Genomic DNA, 19749 nt, shown 5'->3' with positions numbered 1-19749 from the left:
GCCACATTCTGCTGACCCGCCACGGCTCTCAGGATAATCCGGCAACGTAGCGCCACTTGTTGCGGAGTCCCGTGTGAGGACTCCCACTTTTCGAGCTGCGTCCGTTCAGCCGGTTGCAACTCGATCGACAGCTCGTGTTCGGCATGACCGCGAGCATAGCAATTGCCAGAGAATCTGTCAAGTTATTTAAGGGACACTACACTAGCTCCCGACCATCTAGCCAAGAGGTTGGCCAGCGACACCCTCGTTCCCGATGGCGATGGGGTCGAATAGAGAATGGCGGCGGCTTCTGGTAGCATCCGCCGGTCGATGCTTCCCCACCGTCCGACACCCCTTCCGACCGGCGTCGCGGGATCTCGGTTCCCGCTCGGGGGAGTCGTCCCATGACCCGCTTCGTATTCGTGACGGGCGGGGTCGTGTCCTCGCTCGGCAAAGGCATCGCCTCGGCCTCGCTCGCGGCCTTGCTGGAGGCGCGCGGGCTTCGGGTCACGCTCGTCAAGCTCGACCCCTATATCAACGTGGACCCGGGGACCATGAGCCCCTTTCAGCACGGCGAGGTCTATGTGACCGAGGATGGGGCCGAGACCGATCTCGACCTCGGCCACTACGAGCGCTTCGTGCGCACGCGCATGGGCCGGCTCAACAACTACACGACCGGGCGCATCTACGAGAACGTCATCCGTAAGGAGCGGCGCGGCGAGTATCTGGGCGCGACCGTCCAGGTCATCCCGCACATCACCGACGAGATAAAGGCATCCATTCATCAAGGCGCGGGTGATGCCGAGGTCGCCATGGTCGAGATCGGCGGGACGGTGGGCGACATCGAGTCCCTGCCGTTCCTCGAGGCGATCCGGCAACTCCGCATCGAGCTCGGGGCCGGACAGACCGTCTTCATCCACCTGACGTTGGTCCCCTACATACCCTCGGCGGGGGAGATCAAGACCAAGCCCACCCAGCACTCGGTCAAGGAGCTGCGCTCCATCGGTATCCAGCCGGATATCCTCCTGTGCCGCGTGGACCGCCCGCTGCCGCCCGCGGAGCGAAAAAAGATCGCACTCTTCACCAATGTCGAGGAGCGAGCGGTGATCGCGGCGCTCGATGTGGACAGCATCTACCGCATTCCGCTCATCTTCCATCGCCAGGGACTCGATGCCATCGTCGCCGAGCGCCTGGGCCTGACGGGCCCGGACGCCGATCTGCACGAGTGGGAGGCGGTGGTCGAGGCCATGGAGAACCCAGAGGCCGAGGTCACGGTGGCCATGGTCGGCAAGTATGTCGAGCGCACCGAGTCCTATAAGTCCCTCACCCAGGCGCTCTTGAACGGCGGGCTGCACGCGCGCGCGCGGGTCGATATCCGCTATGTCGATTCCGAGGACATTGAGCGCCGCGGCAGCCGTTGTCTGGAAGGTGCCGATGCCATCCTGGTGCCCGGCGGCTTCGGCCGGCGCGGGATCGCGGGCAAGATCGAGGCGGTGCGCTATGCCCGCGAGCGTGGGGTCCCGTATCTCGGGATCTGCCTCGGGATGCAAGTCGCGGTCATCGAGCTGGCGCGGCATGTGGCGGGGCTTGCCGGCGCCCACAGCACGGAATTCGATCGGGAGACGCCACACCCGGTCATCGCCCTCATCACCGAATGGACCACCCGAGAGGGCACCGTCGAGCGGCGCAGCGAGTCCTCGGACCTCGGCGGCAGCATGCGCCTCGGCGGCCAGTCCTGCCGGCTGGCACCGGACAGTCTCCCCGGCCGCATCTATGGTCGGGGGCTTGTCGTCGAGCGCCATCGGCATCGCTACGAGTTCAACAACCGCTACGAGGACACCCTGTGCCGCGCTGGGCTGCGCATCGCCGGGCGCTCGCTGGATGGTCAGTTGGTCGAGGTCGTCGAGCTTCGCGGCCACCCCTGGTTCATCGGCTGCCAGTATCACCCGGAGTTCACCTCCACCCCGCGCGACGGCCACCCGCTGTTCACGAGCTATGTGCGGGCGGCCCTGTCGTATCGCGACAGCAGGGCGTCCGGGCGTCGCGATGCGGCTCTGTGACTTCGAGGCGGGGCCGGAGCGGCCCTTTTTCCTGATCGCCGGGCCGTGCGTGGTCGAGGGCGAGGGGCTCGCCGTCGAGACCGCCGGCGTCCTCAAGGAGATCACCGGCCGCCTCGGGATCCCGTTCCTCTACAAATCGTCCTATGACAAGGCCAACCGCACCTCGCTCGCGAGCTTCCGGGGGCTCGGGATCGACGAGGGGCTCAAGGTCTTGGAAAACGTGAAACGCCAGATCGGCGTGCCGGTCTTGACGGATGTCCACGAGGATTCACCGCTCGCCGAGGTCGCTGCCGTGGTCGATGTCCTCCAGACACCGGCCTTCCTGTGCCGGCAGACGGGTTTCATTCAGGCCGTCGCCCGCCAGGGCCTGCCGGTTAATATCAAGAAGGGCCAGTTCCTGGCCCCCTGGGACATGCGCCACGTGGTCGACAAGGCGCGCGCGACCGGCAACGACCAGGTGCTCGTCTGCGAGCGCGGCACCTCGTTTGGCTACAATTACCTGATCTCGGACATGCGCGCGCTCGCCATCCTGCGCGAGACGGGCTGCCCCGTGGTGTTCGATGCCACGCACTCCGTGCAGATGCCGGGCGGGCGGGGCACCTCCTCCGGTGGCCAGCGGGAGTTCGTCCCGATACTGGCGCGGGCCGCGATGGCCGTCGGGATCGCGGGGATCTTCATGGAGACCCACCCGCGCCCCGACGAGGCCCTGAGCGATGGGCCCAACGCCTGGCCCCTGCCCGAGATGGAGGGGCTGTTAGAAACGCTGAAGGCGATCGACCTGGCGGTCAAGGCGCGTAGCGATCCCGCCTAGGGCGCCTGCGCGGCACGCTGCGCGGGTTGCTACCCGTAGTGCCGGCATCTTGCCGGCTGGAAGCCGGCGCTACGGGTTGCGCGGAGGGAACGACTGGACAACTCGATGTCGAGAGGTGGCATCTGATGGCCCCCGCCTTGTGATCGGCATGGTTCGAATCAGCGCGGGCCAAATCCTCACCGGCTCCCTGTTCAATGAGCCGATGCGGGTCGAAACGGTGCAGGCCAATGGCCCGGAAAGCTGGGTCGTGGGACTCGTCGGCACGCAGTCGGAACGATTCCGCAAGGTCACGCTGACCGCCGAGGACATCGGGCGCCTCACGATCATCGACGCGCGGTACTCCTTCGACGGTGATGGGCGTCTTCTCCGCCTCGGCCTCCAAGCGTACGCGCTTGGCATCGCCTACGAGTTCGATCCGTATTTCGGGCTCTCGATCTCGCGCGTCGATCCGCTCCCACACCAGCTCGAGGCGGTTTACGACTATCTCCTCAAGCTGGCGCGCGTGCGCTTCCTCTTGGCCGACGACGCCGGGGCCGGCAAGACCATCATGGCGGGGCTGCTCATCCGCGAGCTCGAGCTGCGCGGCCTCGCCGAGCGCATCCTGATCGTCTGCCCGGCGAATCTCGCGTTTCAATGGCAGCGCGAGCTGAAGGAGAAGTTTGACACGAAGTTCGTCGTACTCAAGGGTCAGGACATCCGCGACCAGTTCGGCGTGAACCAGTGGCTGGACCGGAATCGGATCATCACCTCGCTCGACCTGGCCAAGCGCCAGGAGATCCTGCCCGGCCTCCGGCAGGTCCACTGGGACCTGGTCATCGTGGACGAGGCGCACCGCATGTCGGCCGCGGATGAGTCGCACAAGAGCCTGCGCTACCGGCTGGGGGAGCTGCTGCGCGACAGCTCGGACCACATGCTCCTGCTCACGGCGACCCCGCACAAGGGCGATCCGCAGAACTTCAGCCTCTTCCTGCAGCTCCTCGACACCGACGCCTACGCCGATGTCCGCTCGATCCGCGAGGCGATGGACCGCCGGCGGGCGCCCTTCTACCTGCGTCGTACCAAGGAGGCGATGGTCTACTTTCCCGAGCGCCGGCCGGACGGCACCTGGGCCGCCGAGCCGATCTTCACCAAGCGCATCCCACACACGGTCGACTTCCAGATCGACGGGGCTGAGCTCGACCTCTACCGCGATGTGACGCGCTTCGTGAAGCGCGAGAGCGCCCGGGCCGCCGCCGAGGGCGAGGATCCGCGCGCCCGCGCGATCGGGTTCCTCATGTCCCTCTACCAGCGCCGGCTGGCCTCCAGCACCTACGCGATGCGGCATTCGCTCGAAAACCGGGCCCGGCGCCTGACAGAGGGGCTCAAACGCGCTCAAGAGCTGGTCCGTCTCGCACCGCCCGATCTCCCCGATCCGGAAGAGATCGAGGAGATGGAGGAGAGCGAGCGCGAGCGCCTCGAGGCGCTGCTCGAAGCGATCACGCTGGCGGGAAGCGCCGAGCAGGTGCGGGAGGAGGTAGAGGAGCTGCGGCGTCTCGCGCTTCAGGCCCAGGCCGTCGAGGACGCCGGCACTGAGGCCAAGCTCTCGAAGCTCAAGGGCCTTCTCCACAAGGAAGGCTTCTTCGACCACCCGGACCAGCGCTTGCTCCTCTTCACCGAGTTCAGGGACACGCTGGACTATCTGGTAGCCCGGCTGAAGGCCTGGGGCTTCCGCGTCGGCTGCATCCACGGCGGCATGAAGTCGGGATCGCGCGACGAGCCGGGGACCCGCCTGCACGCGGAGCAGCAGTTCCGGGAAGGCGAGATCCAGGTCCTGGTGGCCACCGAGGCGGCGGGCGAGGGCATCAACCTCCAAGTCGCAACATCCTCTTCAACTACGACATCCCCTGGAACCTACGACATCCCCTGGAACCCGAACCGCCTCGAGCAGCGCATGGGCCGCATCCACCGCTACGGCCAGCGGAAGGACTGTCTCATCTTCAACTTTGTTGCGACCAACACCATTGAAGGCCGCGTCCTGCAGCGGCTGCTCGAAAAGCTCCAGGAGATCCGCGACGCGCTGGACGACGACGCCGTCTTCAACGTAGTTGGCGAGGTCCTGCCCGCGGCCCACGTGGAGCGCGTGCTGCGCGACTACTACGCCGGACGGCTTGGCGACGCCGATCTCGAGGAGCGCCTGCTCCGCGACGTGGACGAGCGGCAGTTTCGCGCCATCTGCCAGAACGCGCTGGAGGGGCTGGCAAGCAAGAAGCTGAACCTAGAGATGCTGATCGAGCGGCGTGCGCAGGCTCAAGAGCGGCGCGTCGTGCCGGAGACCATTGCGCGCTTTCTCTGCGAGGCGGCCGAGTTCGTGCCGCTGTCCCTCAAGACCATCCCGAGCCTCCCGCACACCTTCGAGCCGGCGCGGACCCCACCGGTCCTCCGCCGCTACGAAAAGGACCCGGAGTGGAAGCTCCCGGCCCTCGCCGATCGCTATCCGCGCTGTTCGACCGATCGCGAGGCAGCGGAGACGGAGAAACTCGAGTGGATCACGCCGGGCCATCCCCTGTTCGAAGCGATCCGGCGACACACGCATGCGCGGGCGCTCGAGGTCCTTGGCAAGGGCGCGAGCTTCCACTCGCTCCAGCACGAGCAGCCGGCGCGCATCGACTTCTATCGAGCGCGCCTCGTGGATGGGCTCGGCCAGGTGATCCACGAGCAGCTCTTCGCGGTAGAGATCGGCGAGGGGGGCGAGCCACGGCTCCGGGAGCCCGGCCTGCTCGGCGACTTCGCGCCCGCAGACCGGCCGGCCGAGCTGCCCGTGGTCGCGACCCTCCCCGAGCCGACCGCCTGGCTGCACGAGCACGCACTCGCACCCTTCCTTGACGAGACGCGCAACGACCGTCTGGCCGAGGTCGAGCGGGTCGCCGCCCACGTGGAGCTCTCCCTCACCGAGCTCCTCCAGCGCGCCGACGAGGAGATCGGGCGCGCGGCGGCCGAGGTGGAGCAGAAAATCGCCGGCGCCGAGGGTCGGCTCGCGCAGGCCGAGACGCGCCATTCCGACCTGCTCGCCCGCCGCGAGCGCCGCCGGATCGACTTCGAGCGCCAGCGGGCGCTCACGCTCCAGGCGGTGGAGCGGCTCGCGAGCGTCCTGGTCTTGCCGCACCCCGAGCGCGAAGCGCCCGAGGTCCGGCGACTCAAGCCCAACCTCGAGACCGAGGCGGTCGCCATGCGAGTCGTCATGGAGCACGAGCGGGCCCAGGGCCGCCAGGTCTACGACGTCTCGGAGAAAAACCTGGGCTACGACATCACGAGCCTAGATCTCGCCTCCGGCGAGCTGCGGCTCATCGAGGTGAAGGGGCTCGGCGCGGCGAGCGGCACGATCCTGCTCACGCCCAACGAGCGCCGCGTCGCCGAGGACCGGCGCGACTGCTACTGGCTCTACGTCGTTACCGATTGCGACACGACCCCGAAACTCCAGGAACCGATCCGCGATCCGGCAAGGCTTGACTGGCACGAAGTGAGACAGGTCGCCCATTACTACCTGAGCGTGGACGCGATGACGAGGCCGATGCAGGTGCGCGAAGACCCGTCACCGTACGGGGGGCGCAAGAAGAATCCAAATGAGTGAATTGTCCAAACGAGACTGGCTCTTGCTACTGCTTCGCCAGAGGCCGCTTGATCGCATCCGTTTGATGAAGGCGCTGTTCTTGATGTGGCACCGCTCGGGAAGAAAGTTGGAAGGCTTCTATGAATTCACTCCGTACATGTACGGACCTTGCAGCTTCGACCTATACGGAGAGCTGGAACACCTTCAGCAGATGCATCTTGTGTCCCAGGTACCTCACAGCGTTGCCCAGTGGGCTTTGTATTACCTCACGCCAGTGGGCGAAAATGAGGCATCCGCTGTCCAAAAGAAAGCTGATGAACAGACCGTAGAGTTCGTCCGATCAATCGCGAGAGAAGTCGGTTCGCTCGGCTTCCACGCTTTGCTCCGGAAGGTCTACTCTGAGGCGCCTGATTTCGCTTCAAGGACGGTGCTTTCTTGGGAGGCTAACCAATGACGCTGGTTCTTGCCATTCCAAGTAAGGATGGGATTGTATTCGCCTCCGATGGGCAGTTAACCAGTGGAGAAGTACGGGCATCGGGTCAGAAGCTTCATAAATTGAACGATCACTGTGCTTGGAGTGCTTCTGGCGAACTGGCATTGATTCAACGGGTTCTCGAACTCGTTAGAACACTCCCTGTTGATCAGCCCTTGGACCAGCTCCGTGACCGGCTGGCAGAAGCGATCAAGCAATGCGTCATGATCCTTCTGCAACTGGACTTCCGGACACAATTCTTTCAAGGGAATCCGCAAGCGCTGCTTAATCTCCACCCTGGGGATTTTGTCTTTGTCGAGTACGGCCATGAGCCTAGGATACTCCACATCACGTCTTACGGGACCCCGGAATGGATTGACCGTCCTTTTGCGACGGGTAATGGCGCTAACTTCGCCTATGCGCTTTTGCAAAAATACCATGGGCGAGAACTCAATAGCGACCAGGCTAGCCTGTTGGCCTTCAAGGTAATCGAAGAGGCCATTGAGGTTGGTGCGTATGGATTGGGACCGCCTATCGCTATCTGGCATGTGGCCAAAGATGCGCTCAGACAATTGGAAGAAGCCAAGATCGCGGCTCTTCAGGACGCGGCTGACCAGCTACGCGACAGTGAAATCAACCTGCTTCTCGGGGACCTCGCTTCTGGAGGTACAGGTTCAAATAGTGCGGCGGCAGAGGAAGCAGACGAATCGCACGGCACATGATCCCGAAGGAATGCAAGCGCCTGGCGGAAGTGGATTTCCCGATCGCCGAGGTGTCGCGGCACGCGGCACGGGAGAAGTCGATCCGGCACGGGCATCCCTCCACGCTGCACCTCTGGTGGGCGCGTCGGCCGCTGGCGTCGAGCCGGGCGGTGCTGCTCGGCCTGCTGTGGCCGGACCCGTGCGATCCTCTTTGCCCGGAGGAATTCAAGCAGAGGGCTCGGGCGCTGCTGCCGCAGGTGCAAGGCCAGGTCGGGCCCACGGACGAGAACCTCCGCAAGAAGCTGCTCAAATTCATCGGCGATTTCGCAAACTGGGACCTGGCGGCGCACCGCAGTTACCTCGAGGTCAGCCGCGCGCTGGTGAAGGCGGCACACGGGAAGGAGCCGCCGCTGGTCGTGGACCCATTCGCGGGCGGCGGCTCGATCCCGCTAGAGGCGCTGCGGCTCGGATGCGAGGCGTTCGCTAATGACCTCAACCCGATCTCTGTCCTGCTCTGCAGGGTCCTTCTCGCGGATGTTCCGCGATTCGGCTCGGCGCTTACTGATGCGCTACACGATGCAGTACTCGACCTGGCTGCGCACCTTCGCAGAGAGTTGGCTCCCATGTATCCCTCATCGTCGGCGCTTGAAGAGCCGACAGCCTACCTGTGGGCACGCACGGTGAACTGCGAGGCCCCCAACTGCGGTGCGGCTATTCCGCTATTGCGAAGCACGTGGTTGTCTCGCTCAAAAAAGAGTCAGTGGGCGTTGCGAATCGACGTTCGAGTGAAAGAAGATGGAAGACCAGACATTCAACTAGCCGTGCATTCGCCAAGCAAAGGCGACGCGGTTGGGTCTGGCACCGTCGTCGGCGGAAGAGCAGTGTGCCCAGGCTGCTCCGCCACCTTGTCTCGCGGGAGCGTCGAGGCGCAGTTGAAGTCTCAGCATGGCGGGACAGAGTCAGCGCGGCTTGTAGCAGTGATGGTGGCTACGGACAACGGCAGGGTCTTTCGTTCACCCGTCGATCGCGATCTTAACGCGCTCCAGAAAGTCGCCCAGATCGACAGTCATCTCCGCGGCGTCACATTTGATGATGGGACGCCAGTGTACCCCAATGAGACGATCAATCCCGTCCGTCCATCGCCGAATGCTCGCGGCTTGTCGGCTGTCACCCGCTACGGGATGACGACTTTTTCTGATTGCCATCTCCCGAGGCAGAGGTTGGCTCTAGCAGAAGTTGTGAGATTCGTACGGAACTACGACCCCAGTCAAGCAGGTATCGCTGGTGCAGTCGGGCGCTGTTTGCTCATTGTATTAGGACGATGCGTGGACCGCTGGAGTTGTTGCTGTCGATTGGATTCTACGAGGGATACCGTAACAGGCTCTTTCTCCAAGCAGGCCTTGCAGATGGTGTGGGATTTTTGCGAGGCGAATCCGTTCTCGGAGTGGTCAGGAGGCCTCGATAACGCCGTTGATTGGGTCGCAAAGGCGCTCGAACAGGCGAGGGCCACCCTTCCCCGTTCCGCACAAGTACATTTAGAAGACGCGTGTGCCGTTCTGTTGCCGGACCAAAGTGCCCAAGCATGGTTTACCGATCCCCCGTGCTACGATTCCGTGCCATATGCCGATCTAGCAGATTTCTTTTTCTGTTGGTTGCGTAGAGCAAACCCCAACGATCGATCATTTCGTGATCCGTTCGATGAGGCAAACGTCTTGACTCCAAAGGTGCAGGAGTGCGTCTGGAATCAGTCATACGCGTCAGATGGCCGACAGAAAGATTCAGCCTTCTTCGAGCACTGTGTCTCCGTCGCGTTTCGAGAGGGCAGGAGACTACTCGAACCGGGCGGGATTGGATGCGTGTGTTCGCACACAAAAGCACCGACGGTTGGGAAGCGCTGCTTAGCGGCATGATCCGGGCGGGCCTCTCGATCAGGTCTTCGTGGCCCATACAGACCGAAATGAAGGCCCGGACTGCCGCAAGAGACGCCGCTTCGCTTATGGGGAGCGTTCACCTCGTTTGCCGCCCGCGGCCCGAAGACGCACCGGTGGGCGACTGGGCCAACGTCCTGCGCGAGCTGCCGCCTCGTGTCGGCGACTGGATGGAGCGCCTGCAGGGTGAAGGCGCCCGCGGCGCCGATCTCGTCTTCGCCTGCATCGGGCCGGCGCTCGAGATTTTCAGCCGCTACGCGAAGGTCGAGACCGCCGAGGGGTGCGAGGTCGCGCTCGCGGAGTACCTGGCGAAGGTCTGGGAGGTCGTGGGCCGGAGCGCCCTCGCACAGGTGCTCGGCACCGCGGAGGCCAAGGCCCGGAACGGCGCGGCCGGCGCCGTCGAGGAGGACGCGCGGCTCACCGCCCTCTTCCTATGGACGCTCCAAAATACGAACGGCGAGGCGGCGGAGGGCGCGGGCGATGAGGGCGAAGCCGCAGAGGCGAGCGACGACGAGGAGGAGGAGAATGAAGAGGGTTCGTCTCCGCGCGTGGCTAAGGGTTACACGCTCGTGTTCGACGTCGTGCGCCGCTTCGCGCAGCCGCTCGGCATCGAGCTTCCCAAGTGGGAACGCCGGATCATCGAGACGAAGAAGGGCGTCGTTCGCCTGCTGCCGATCGCCGAGCGCGCGAAGCAGCTCTTCGGGGAGGACGGTGCGCAAGCCGTGGCCGCGCGAATCGAGCAGCAGGCAACGTCTCAAGGCCCGGTTCAGTTGGGGCTCTTTCCCGAGACCCAGCCAGGCGCACCCACGGCGATCCGCGGGCGTGGCCGGGGCCGCGGGACGCGCGTGGGTGTCAACGTATTGGACACAAGCCTAGCCGCCGCGCGCGAGGCGACTACCCTCGATCGTGCCCACGCGGCGATGCTGCTCCAGGCCGGCGGCCGTACCAACGCGCTGCGCGCCCTCCTCAAGGCCGAGCAGGAGCGCGGGCCCGAGTTCCTGCACCTCTCGAACGCCCTCTCGGCCCTTTACCCCAAGGGCAGCGAGGAGAAGCGCCTGCTCGACGCGATGCTACTGGCGACGCTGGGGTAAAATCAGGCAAGGCCCGGAGGTAAGGGAGATGCGGAAGCGGCTGGTCGAAAAGCTCATCAGGCGCATGGCCCGGCGCATCGCGAGGCAATTCGCTCCGGAGAGAATCATCCTCTTCGGTTCGCACGGACGTGGGGACGCGGGTCCCGACAGCGACGTGGACCTCCTCATCGTCATGCCGGTCGCAGGGTCCAGGCGAGAGAAGGCGGTCGAGATCGGCGCCGCGTTGGATGACATACGCCTGCCCAAGGACATCATCGTAACCACACCCGAGGACTTCGAGTGGCGCAAGCAGATTGCGGGTACGATCGAGCGGCCCGCGGCCCGGGAAGGCAAGGTCTTGTATGCCCGCAAATGAGCAGGTGCTCATGGTCGTCCGCGGGTGGATCGAGAAGGCGGAAAACGACCTGAAGAATGCGATCCTCACGCTGCGGGCGGGCGAAGAATGCCCCGCCGACACGGTAGGCTTTCACGCCCAGCAGTGCGCGGAGAAGTATTTGAAGGCCCTTCTGACCGCCAAGGGCATCGACTTTCCAAAGACTCACGACCTAGCGGAACTGGTCGCGCGGATAACCCCGGGCATTTCTGTCGGCCTCTCGGCGGAGCATGAGCGACGACTGACCGCCTATGCAACGGTCACCCGATACCCGGGCGCCTACGAACCGGTCTCGCTGGGCGAAGCCCGCCAGGCCGTCGCGCTGGCGCGTCGTATCCGCGGCGCTGTGCGTCGACAACTCCCGAAGGAGGCGCTCAGGCGCAGGAGCCGATGATGGAGCCGTGGTACAAGGTCGCGACACCGCGCAAAGAGGTCCGAGAGGGCCGCTCGTTCAACCCGAACGAGTTCGCCATCGCGCTGGAACAGGTGGTGGCCGGGACGGCGCCTGAGGACTACCGCAAGCCCGACCAGTTCTTTGCCCGCACCTGCTTCACGCGGGCGCTGCGCGAGCACGCCGGCATGGTTCTGCGCCGGCTTTCGGGTCGCACCGAGAACACCGCTCCGGTCCTCACGCTCATCACCCAGTTCGGCGGCGGCAAGACGCACACGCTGACCACGCTTTTTCACCTGGCGACGAACGGGGACGCGGCGTCCGGCCACAACGGCGTGTCGGATCTGGTGCATGAAGCCGGCGTCCTTTCGGTTCCGAAGGCACGGGTCGCCGTGTTCGTGGGTAATGCCTGGGACCCGCAGGCGGGGCGCGAGACGCCGTGGATCGATATCGCCCGCCAGCTCGCGGGCGACGAGGGCGTCGAGGCTTTAGGCCCGGCGGCACGGACCACGCCACCGGGAACCGAGGCGATCGCCCGTGTCTTCCAGGCGGCGGGCGCACCGGTGCTGCTTCTCTTCGACGAGGTGCTGAACTTCCTGAATCGTCACCGCGCGAGCGCCGACTCGTTCCACGCCTTCCTCCAGAACCTGACCGTCGCGACCACCGGCACGACGCACGGCGCCGCGGTGATCAGTCTGCCGCGCAGCCAGGTCGAGTTGACCGACTGGGACAAGGACTGGCAGGAGAAGATCTCGAAAGTCGTGCGGCGCGTCGCCAAGGACCTGATCGCAAACGACGAGACCGAGATCGCCGAGGTCGTCCGGCGACGGCTCTTTGAGGACCTGGGGAGCGAGAAGGTCCGGAAGAACGCCGCCAAGGCCTTCGGCGACTGGTGCTTCGAGCGGCGGGCGCAGCTCCCTCCGGAGTGGACGGCGGTCGATAGCGCTGCCACGGAGGCCAAGGCCCGCGAGTTCCTGCAGCGCCGCTTCGAGGCCTGCTACCCGTTCCATCCCGCGACGCTCTCGGTCTTCCAGCGCAAGTGGCAGGCCCTGCCGCAATATCAGCAGACGCGCGGTACGCTGGCGATGTTGGCCCAGTGGATCGCGATCGCCGCCCAGGACGCCTTCCGCAAGGCGCGCACCGAGCCGCTCATCACGCTCGGCTCGGCGCCGCTTTCCGAGCCCGGCTTTCGGAGTGTGGTACTGGGTCAGCTCGGCGAATCGCGCCTCGTCGCCGCGATCGACACGGACATCGCCGGCGAGCTGGCGCACGCCAAGGCGCTCGACGCCGACACCAAGGGACCGCTGCGGGACATTCACCGGCGCGTCGGCACCGCGATCCTCTTCGAGTCGTCGGGTGGGCAGACCGACAAGGTCGCACACCTCCCCGAGCTGCGCTTCGCCCTCGGCGAGCCTGAGCTCGATACGACGACGATCGACAACGCCGCGTTCGCGATCGAGGACCGGTCCTACTTCATTCGCAAGGCGGGCTCGGACGGCTTTCGGATCGGCTACCAGCCCACGATGAAGAAGGTGGTGAGCGATCGGCGCGCGTCGCTCGACGAGGAGACGGAGGTCAAGCCCGCCTTGCGACGGCTTGTCGAGGACGAGTTTCGGCGCGGCGCGAGCATTCCGGTCGTGCCCTTCCCTGGCGAGGGGGCGGAGATCCCGGACACACCGAGGCTCACGCTCGTCGTGGCCGATCCCGAGTCGGAGTGGTCGGGCAGCGGATCGCAGCGCGCGCAGATCGGAGAATGGACCCGCCACCGCGGCAAGTCACCGCGGCTCTACCCGGGCGCGCTCGTCTGGTGCCTCAAGAAGCCCGGCCGCGATCTGCGCGAGAGGGTCGAGCTGTCACTCGCGTGGAAGCGGGTCGCGCGCGAGATCGCCGACGGGACGCTCGGCGGCGAGTTTGACAAGAGCGATCGGGCGGAGCTCCAGTCGAAGGTCAAGGACTCGCAGGAGACCGCGAAAGATGAGGTTTGGGGCGACTACCGCTTCGCCGTCCTTGCCGACACCGAGGAGCCGAACGGGCTCAAGGTGATCGATCTGGGCGCGGGGCACTCCTCGAGCGGCGCGACGCTCTGCGGACGGGTCCTTGCCGCGCTCAAGTCGGAGGCACTCCTCAACGAGTCCGTGGGCGCCGGTTACATCGAGCGCAACTGGCCTCCGGCGCTCAGGGAGGCCGGGTCGTGGCCACTCGCGAGCCTGCGGCAGAGCTTCCTCAACGGCTCGCTCACGCGACTCGTCGATCCCGACCTGGTCCTGCGGAGCAAGATCATCGAGTTTGTCGGACGAGGGGATTTCGGCCTAGCGTCAGGTCAGAATCGCGACGGTGGCTACGAGCGGATCTGGTTCGAGGAGTCCGTGGCGCCAGACGAAGTTGCATTCGAGGCTGGCGTATTCTTGTTGCGTAAGGCAACCGCGCAGACGCAGAAGAGCGCACCGCCGCCCGAGCTCGTTGCGACTTCCGAGGCCGAATCGAAACCGGACATACCGCCCGAGCCAACTCCGGAGCCGTTTACTAAACCCACACCAGGATTCGAGACCACGACCCTACGCCTCGTAGGTACCGTGCCTCCCGAGGCCTGGAACCGCCTCGGGACACGGATCCTTCCGAAGCTCCGATCCGGCTCCAACCTCAGGGTCGGAGTGGATCTCTCGGTCACCGTTAAGTCCGAGAGCGCCGCGAGTCTATCTATGGAGATCCGGGAGATCCTCGCAGAACTGGGACTTGCCGAGACCGTGCGGGTGGAGTAGAAAGGCCCGAGGCCAGGCAAAGTGAGCGCTAGCTAGCGGAGTGAGTGCAAACGGGGGCAACCGCGATCGCTCCTCGCCGATGAAGGCGGTCATGGCCCGCGCTTCATCGAGGTGCGCCACGCGTTGTGCTGGGGGTGACTCGGGAACCCCCGGCATTCGACACCGGTTCTGCTCGGAATCATTCCGCGCGTTGGATTCGCCTACCAGAGCGAGGCCGCGGCGATGATCTTCTCCAAGCGCCGGAAATGCGAGCCGGCCCAGTAGACCCGATCGCACGCACGGCAGGTCCAGAACTCGTCGTAGTAACGCAGCGTGTCGGGCGCGAGCCGCCCTGAGATACACGATTTATCGATGCGCTCGATAGGCCCGTTGCAGCGCAGGCAGCGGCTGAAGGGCTGGATCGCGCGCGACAGGTCGAGGCGCTCGATCAGCTCGCGCAGCTGCTCGAGCGGGCGTTCTGCGCGGACGTAACAGCCGTGGGTGATGATCCGATGCATGAGGAGGTCCCGATCGCGCGTGAGCACAATGCGGCGTTCCTCCGCGCTCAGGCATGCCATCTCCTGGTCCCGGAAGTCGTTCCGGTAGAGGGTGTCGAAACCGAGGAGCCGCAGATATTTGGCAAGCGCCCCGAGATGGGCGTCGGCGACGAAGCGTGTCTCACGCAGTGGGCGTTCCCTGATCCGCAAGAGTGGGCTAACGTCGAGTGCCTCGAACTTCGGATACACGCTGACCCGATCGCCGTCTAGGACGGGGTGGGAGAAGCCGACGGATTCACCGTTGACCAGGATCATCTCCACCTCGGTATGGGGGACGCCCAAGGACTCGATGGCATTTTTTACCGTCGCATGCCGGGCGCAGTCGCAGGAGAAGGCGGTCTTACGGCGCTCGCGGGGGAGGAAGTCGTTGAGCTCTTCGTAAAACCGGAACACCGACCGCGGCATGGCAGGTATGAAATGCAGAGATTCACCCGGTGAAAGCGGGCTCCTAGCAATAGGATACCGTCCATAGAGGATCCCGACCACGGGGAACGGCCTTGGGCGCCGAGCCGGCACGAGAGGGGGGTGCCGGTCCGACCACGCCGGGCTAGCAATAGGATACCGTCCATAGAGGATCTCGACCACGGGGAACGGCCTTGGGCGCCGGGCCGGCACGAGGGGGGGTGCCGGTTCGACCACGCGGGGCTAGAATTGAGCATGGATCACGACCCGGAACACCCGCATGGCCCGCATCACGCGCATCGTCTTGTATCCGATCAAGTCCCTGGACGGGATCAGCGTCGGCGAGGCCCGGGTATCGGCCCAGGGCGCCTTGGAGAACGACCGCCGCTACGCGATCGTGGACGCGCAGGGCCGCTACGTGAACGGCAAGCGACTCGCCGACGTGCACCGCTTGCGCGCGCGCTATGACGGATCGGCGTCGCGGGTCACGCTGCACGCGGGCAGGGAGGACCGCACCTTCGGGCTCGATGCGGAGCGCGAGGCGCTGGCCGCCTGGCTCGGCGCGTTCTTCGGATTTCCGGTTAAGGTTCCGGCCGACCCCGAGAGCGGCTTCCCCGACGACAAAGAAGCCTTTGGCCCCACGGTCATTAGTACCGCCACGCTTGCCTTGGCGGCTGGCTGGTTTCCCCCCAAATCGGAGGAACAGATGCGGATGCGCTTTCGAGCCAACCTCGAGATCGGCGAGGTCCCGGCGTTCTGGGAGGACCACCTGTACGGCGAGCCCGGCACCACGGTGCGCTTCACGGTCGGCGTGGTGTGCTTCGAGGGCATCAACCCCTGCCAGCGCTGCGTGGTGCCGACCCGCGATCCCCTGACCGGCACCGAAGACCGCGGATTCCAGAAGACCCTCGCGGCCCGGCGTGCCGAGACCCTGCCGGCCTGGGCCGCGCGCTCGCGCTTCAATCACTTCTACCGGCTGGCCGTGAATACGCGCATCCCGCCCTCCGAGGCCGGCAAGGTGATCCGGGTGGGCGACCCGGTCGAGATCGCTGGCCCGGGCGACGCTCGCTAGCTAGTGGAGTGTCCCTTAAATAACTTGACAGATTCTCTGGCAATTGCTATGCTTACGGTCATGCCGAACACGAGGCTGTCGACCGAGTTGAAACGGCTGAACGGACGCAGCTCGAAAAGTGGGAGTCCTCACATGGGACCCGAGGGAAAAACAAGAAGGGATAATCTGTAAAGTTATTCAAGGGACACTACACTAGAGACCATCCCTCGGAACGCAACCGATCGAGAGTCGCGTCAGCATGCTCCACGTGATCACGGGGCGGTGCCGGATCTCAGGGAAACCGGCGTTCCGGCGGCGGGACCGGGGTGCGTCCGAGCTTGAGGTTCCAGTAGGCCCAGGAGCGCCTGTCGAAGATCCCCGGCGGGGCATGATCGAGTGCTTCGCGTAGTTCGTCATCGGAATAGTATTCCCGCAGGGTCTTCATATCGCCGGGCAAGCCATAGGTCATGGCATAGGTCACGAAGCGCACCGGATCGGCGAGCGCCTGTTCGGGTTCCTCGAACCAGATCACGCGGTGCGCCATGGCGGCGAACTCCGGCGTCAGGGGCAGGGCCTTCATCGCCCGCACCCCGGATCACGCGGCGTGGCGCCGGGTGCGAGGAGCGTAAGCCTGTCCAGATCGACCGCACGGACGGCGGCGGCCAGACGGTCGCGGACAGCGTTGGGCACGGTCCCGAGATCGCCATCCTCGAAGAAGGACAAGGCCTTGAGGGTGATCTCCAATGACCGATCGTTTCGGCCGGCCGATCACGCGCTACGCCCGGCGGCCGGGTGACTAAAGGTTTTCGATGGGCACCGGTTCCAGCGGATCGGCGGGCTCGAAGCCGAATACGCGCGAATAGAAGTAGAGCTCGGCATCGAGCACGCGCTTGATGGTATCCGCCTGTCGGAAACCGTGCTGCTCGCCGGGAAAGGCGAGATAGGCGACCGGCAGTTTCTTGTTCCTCAGCACCTTCACCATCTTTTCCGCCTGGTCGGGCGGCACCACCCGGTCTTCCAGGCCCTGGAAGAAGATCACGGGACAGGCAAGGCGTTCGACGGCGTGGATCGGGGAGCGCGCGCGGTACAGATCGGCTTGCTCGGGATACGGCCCGATGAGCCGTTCGAGATAGCGCGACTCGAACTTGTGCGTATGTTGCGCCAACGCCTCGAGATCGCTGACGCCGAAGTGGCTGGCGCCGGCCTTGAAGACATCCCGGAAGGTAAGCGCCGCGAGCGTCGTGAAGCCGCCCGCGCTCCCACCCCGGATCGCGAGGCGCGCGCCGTCCACACAGCCACGCTCGGCCAGATACCGGGCGCCGTTCACGCAGTCGTCGACATCCACGACGCCCCACTGGCCGTCCAGCCGCTGTCGGTAGGCACGGCCGAGGCCGCTGCTGCCGCCGTAGTTGACATCGAGGACGGCGAAACCGCGGCTGCTCCAGTACTGGACCCCGAGGCTGAGGCTGCCATCGGCGGCGGACGTGGGACCCCCATGGCTCATGACGATGAGCGGCGGGCGCTCACCGTCCGGCCCGACATAGTCTCGGTTCTTGGGCGTATAGAAAAAGCCAAAGGCGGTGACCCCGTTGGCGGTCGGGAACTCGATGGGCTCGGCGACCGACACGTATCCGGAGTCCAGGCTGACCTCGCTGCTGCGACGCAAGACGTGTAGCTTGCGGGTCCCGAGATCAAGCGTCACGACGGAGGGAAACTCGCTCGGTGCGCTGCCGAGGAAACACACCCGCCCCCCCTGCGCCCGTAGGTAGGATACCTCGGTGTACGGTGTCTCGATGGGTTCGAATCCGCCGGTGTCGGTGCGCAAAAGGGCCAGGCGGCTCCGGCCGTCCTCGCGATAGGAGAGCACGATCTCCCCGTCTGTCGAAAAGGCATAGTTCGAGAAGCCGAAGAGCCAGGGCGGCTCTCCCATCTCCGCCGCCCGCTGGACCACCTCTTCGATCGCCCCGCCGCGCCATCGATACAGGTTCCACCATCCGCTGCGATCCGAGAGGAAGTACAGGTCGTCGGCCGCCCAAACGGGCTGGAGCACGGACTCCTCCCGCCCCCCGGCGATGCGTTCAGGCCGGCGCGGGACGCCGCTGGGGTCGAGATCCGCGACCCACAGCTCGGTGCTGTCCCAGGGCATATCGGGGTGGTTCCAGGACAGCCAGGCGAGCCGCCGCCCATCCGGGCTCAGCCTCGGCGCCGCGTAGAAATCGGGCCCCGAGACCAGCACAGCGCCATGGCCCGCCGGCCCCTCGAGATCTACGCCGACCAGCGTGTTGACCGGCTCACTGCCAGCATCGCTATGGTCCTCCCGGACACACACGAGCCGCCCGCGCCCCGCGTCGATCACCGCATCGGCATAGCGATAAGGCCCCTCGGCGGTGATCGGCAAGGGCTCCGCCGATCCCGTGCAGGAAACCGCGTAGATCCGCTGATCGGCGAAGTTTGAGAATAGAACACGTTCCTTATCAACGATATAGGAAGCGCCTCCGTACTCGTGCACGCGTGTGCGGGCGTTGAAGGGGGCCGGGATCAGGTCCGCCGCTGTGCCGTCGGCAGAGCACCGCACGACGACAGACCGCCCTTGCTCCTCCGGCCGCATCTCCAGCCAGTACACCTCGTTACCGGCGAGCCAAGGCTCTCCGAGCTTGACCGTCTTCGAGACGATCAACCTGCTCGTGATCGGTGAACGCCAGGCGCCGAAGCGTACCGTTTGTGGCGCAGCGGGCATGCGACTTGGACGCTATTCTATTAACCCCGCCAGCATCTCCCGCTCCGGCTCCGGAACGTCGGGGCGCGCGAGGTGCTCGCGGACGGCGGTCTCGGGGACGCAGCCGCGTTCGATGACGCGGCGTTTTTCGTCGCTATTCAGTGCTTCGTCGGCTAGGATCTCGGCGGGGGAGTAGAGGCCCGCATCGAGGATGAGCTTGATCTCGTTTCCGAGCGCCCGAAAGCCGCGGTTGCCGGACTTGAGCCGCTTGGCGGCGAAGTCGCGCCGTACGATGCCCTTGAGATACAGGGTCGCGAGCTCGCGTTTATAGGATTCGATGACCAGGGCGTCGATCTTGGTGTCGATGTCGCCCTCGATGTGCGCGAGCCGATCGAAGATGAGGTCCTGCAGGCCCGCCAGGGCCTCTGGATCGGGCAGGAGCGCCGCGTAGATCGCGACCACGTCCCGAAGCGACAGCCGGCGGTAGGCATCGGTCGCGAACAAGAGGTCGCGGTGGCTCAAGAGCGCCTCGAAACCCGGATACCCGAGCATTGCCAAGCGCTCCCCGAGCGTGCGCGCCGCCGGGTTGAAACCGACGGCCGAGACCAGCTCGGCCTTGTGTAGGCGCAGACGCCGGGCGATCCCCTCGACGGCGGCGTCCTCGCCCTCGGGGCTCGTGAGCATGCCGGCGAGGGTCTCCGGATCGGCGCCCAGGACCTCTTGAAACGGGGTGCTCATGCGTCGCAGGGGCGACCGGGGTCAGAGTTTGTGAAAAAACCGTCGCGAGCGAAGGGAGGTCGCGTTCCGCCGGAGCGCAGGAACCGGAGTGTATGCTGAAATACATGAGGATTCCGAGCACCGCCGGAACGCGAGATCCCGAGCGCAGTAGGTTT

16 protein-coding genes are annotated in these 19749 nt (G+C 65.4%); 11 read left to right on the top strand and 5 right to left on the bottom strand.

What is annotated here, in order from left to right:
* Nucleotides 1-383: 383 nt before the first annotated feature.
* From M3461_06670 to M3461_06625, 10 genes are all read left to right on the top strand, one after another.
* Nucleotides 384-2039, top strand: a complete 1656-nt coding sequence (locus M3461_06670) for a CTP synthase (protein MDQ3774059.1) — start codon at nucleotides 384-386, stop codon at nucleotides 2037-2039.
* Nucleotides 2026-2850, top strand: coding sequence for a 3-deoxy-8-phosphooctulonate synthase (gene kdsA / locus M3461_06665; protein MDQ3774058.1), 825 nt, complete (start codon nucleotides 2026-2028; stop codon nucleotides 2848-2850). Before M3461_06670 ends, kdsA begins: the two co-directional genes overlap by 14 nt.
* A 202-nt stretch (nucleotides 2851-3052) precedes the next feature.
* Entirely contained in the window at nucleotides 3053-6457 is a 3405-nt protein-coding gene (locus M3461_06660; protein ID MDQ3774057.1) for an SNF2-related protein, read from the top strand.
* On the top strand, nucleotides 6450-6890 hold the full coding sequence (locus M3461_06655) for a hypothetical protein (GenBank protein MDQ3774056.1): 441 nt from the start codon (nucleotides 6450-6452) through the stop codon (nucleotides 6888-6890). Before M3461_06660 ends, M3461_06655 begins: the two co-directional genes overlap by 8 nt.
* Entirely contained in the window at nucleotides 6887-7630 is a 744-nt protein-coding gene (locus M3461_06650) for a hypothetical protein (GenBank protein ID MDQ3774055.1), read from the top strand. Before M3461_06655 ends, M3461_06650 begins: the two co-directional genes overlap by 4 nt.
* Nucleotides 7627-9519, top strand: coding sequence for a DUF1156 domain-containing protein (locus tag M3461_06645; protein ID MDQ3774054.1), 1893 nt, complete (start codon nucleotides 7627-7629; stop codon nucleotides 9517-9519). Before M3461_06650 ends, M3461_06645 begins: the two co-directional genes overlap by 4 nt.
* A 134-nt stretch (nucleotides 9520-9653) precedes the next feature.
* A complete protein-coding gene (locus tag M3461_06640) occupies nucleotides 9654-10628 on the top strand; it encodes a hypothetical protein (protein MDQ3774053.1) in 975 nt (324 codons plus the stop codon).
* Between the two features lie 28 nt (nucleotides 10629-10656).
* On the top strand, nucleotides 10657-10983 hold the full coding sequence (locus tag M3461_06635) for a nucleotidyltransferase domain-containing protein (GenBank protein ID MDQ3774052.1): 327 nt from the start codon (nucleotides 10657-10659) through the stop codon (nucleotides 10981-10983).
* 10 nt (nucleotides 10984-10993) lie between these two features.
* Nucleotides 10994-11395, top strand: a complete 402-nt coding sequence (locus tag M3461_06630; protein ID MDQ3774051.1) for a HEPN domain-containing protein — start codon at nucleotides 10994-10996, stop codon at nucleotides 11393-11395.
* Nucleotides 11392-14151: a DUF499 domain-containing protein gene (locus tag M3461_06625; GenBank protein MDQ3774050.1), complete on the top strand. Its 2760-nt coding sequence runs from the start codon at nucleotides 11392-11394 to the stop codon at nucleotides 14149-14151. The genes M3461_06630 and M3461_06625 overlap by 4 nt, the downstream gene beginning before the upstream one ends.
* A 200-nt stretch (nucleotides 14152-14351) precedes the next feature.
* Here the strand turns inward: M3461_06625 and M3461_06620 are convergent, their stop codons facing one another.
* Nucleotides 14352-15092 carry a Mut7-C ubiquitin/RNAse domain-containing protein gene (locus M3461_06620; protein ID MDQ3774049.1) on the bottom strand — a complete coding sequence of 247 codons (741 nt, stop codon included), beginning with the start codon at nucleotides 15090-15092 and terminating at the stop codon, nucleotides 14352-14354.
* Between the two features lie 277 nt (nucleotides 15093-15369).
* Here M3461_06620 and M3461_06615 point away from each other — a divergent pair, with 277 nt between their 5' ends.
* Nucleotides 15370-16161 (top strand): MOSC N-terminal beta barrel domain-containing protein, encoded by a 792-nt coding sequence (locus tag M3461_06615; GenBank protein MDQ3774048.1) that lies wholly within the window; start codon nucleotides 15370-15372, stop codon nucleotides 16159-16161.
* Nucleotides 16162-16432: 271 nt separating this feature from the next.
* Here the strand turns inward: M3461_06615 and M3461_06610 are convergent, their stop codons facing one another.
* The 4 genes from M3461_06610 to M3461_06595 are packed head-to-tail and all read right to left on the bottom strand — an operon-like array spanning nucleotide 16433 to nucleotide 19594.
* Nucleotides 16433-16720, bottom strand: coding sequence for a hypothetical protein (locus M3461_06610; protein MDQ3774047.1), 288 nt, complete (start codon nucleotides 16718-16720; stop codon nucleotides 16433-16435).
* Entirely contained in the window at nucleotides 16717-16884 is a 168-nt protein-coding gene (locus M3461_06605; protein MDQ3774046.1) for a hypothetical protein, read from the bottom strand. The genes M3461_06610 and M3461_06605 overlap by 4 nt, the downstream gene beginning before the upstream one ends.
* 52 nt (nucleotides 16885-16936) lie before the next feature.
* Complete coding sequence (locus M3461_06600; GenBank protein ID MDQ3774045.1) at nucleotides 16937-18877, bottom strand: S9 family peptidase; 1941 nt, start codon at nucleotides 18875-18877, stop codon at nucleotides 16937-16939.
* 12 nt (nucleotides 18878-18889) lie between these two features.
* Nucleotides 18890-19594 (bottom strand): hypothetical protein, encoded by a 705-nt coding sequence (locus tag M3461_06595; protein ID MDQ3774044.1) that lies wholly within the window; start codon nucleotides 19592-19594, stop codon nucleotides 18890-18892.
* Nucleotides 19595-19749: the final 155 nt, after the last annotated feature.

It is taken from the genome of Pseudomonadota bacterium, assembly GCA_030860485.1.
Lineage (GTDB): Bacteria > Pseudomonadota > Gammaproteobacteria > JACCXJ01 > JACCXJ01 > JACCXJ01.
The sequence above is the reverse complement of the archived record's forward strand: the minus strand, read 5'-3'. Positions and strand labels throughout refer to the sequence as shown.

Coding starts and splice junctions, on each gene's coding strand:
- M3461_06670 (MDQ3774059.1), top strand. CDS start 384: ATGACCCGCTTCGTATTCGTGACGGGCGGGGTCGTGTCCTCGCTCGGC.
- kdsA (MDQ3774058.1), top strand. CDS start 2,026: ATGCGGCTCTGTGACTTCGAGGCGGGGCCGGAGCGGCCCTTTTTCCTG.
- M3461_06660 (MDQ3774057.1), top strand. CDS start 3,053: ATGCGGGTCGAAACGGTGCAGGCCAATGGCCCGGAAAGCTGGGTCGTG.
- M3461_06655 (MDQ3774056.1), top strand. CDS start 6,450: ATGAGTGAATTGTCCAAACGAGACTGGCTCTTGCTACTGCTTCGCCAG.
- M3461_06650 (MDQ3774055.1), top strand. CDS start 6,887: ATGACGCTGGTTCTTGCCATTCCAAGTAAGGATGGGATTGTATTCGCC.
- M3461_06645 (MDQ3774054.1), top strand. CDS start 7,627: ATGATCCCGAAGGAATGCAAGCGCCTGGCGGAAGTGGATTTCCCGATC.
- M3461_06635 (MDQ3774052.1), top strand. CDS start 10,657: ATGCGGAAGCGGCTGGTCGAAAAGCTCATCAGGCGCATGGCCCGGCGC.
- M3461_06630 (MDQ3774051.1), top strand. CDS start 10,994: ATGGTCGTCCGCGGGTGGATCGAGAAGGCGGAAAACGACCTGAAGAAT.
- M3461_06625 (MDQ3774050.1), top strand. CDS start 11,392: ATGATGGAGCCGTGGTACAAGGTCGCGACACCGCGCAAAGAGGTCCGA.
- M3461_06620 (MDQ3774049.1), bottom strand. CDS start 15,092: ATGCCGCGGTCGGTGTTCCGGTTTTACGAAGAGCTCAACGACTTCCTC.
- M3461_06615 (MDQ3774048.1), top strand. CDS start 15,370: ATGGCCCGCATCACGCGCATCGTCTTGTATCCGATCAAGTCCCTGGAC.
- M3461_06610 (MDQ3774047.1), bottom strand. CDS start 16,720: ATGAAGGCCCTGCCCCTGACGCCGGAGTTCGCCGCCATGGCGCACCGC.
- M3461_06600 (MDQ3774045.1), bottom strand. CDS start 18,877: ATGCCCGCTGCGCCACAAACGGTACGCTTCGGCGCCTGGCGTTCACCG.
- M3461_06595 (MDQ3774044.1), bottom strand. CDS start 19,594: ATGAGCACCCCGTTTCAAGAGGTCCTGGGCGCCGATCCGGAGACCCTC.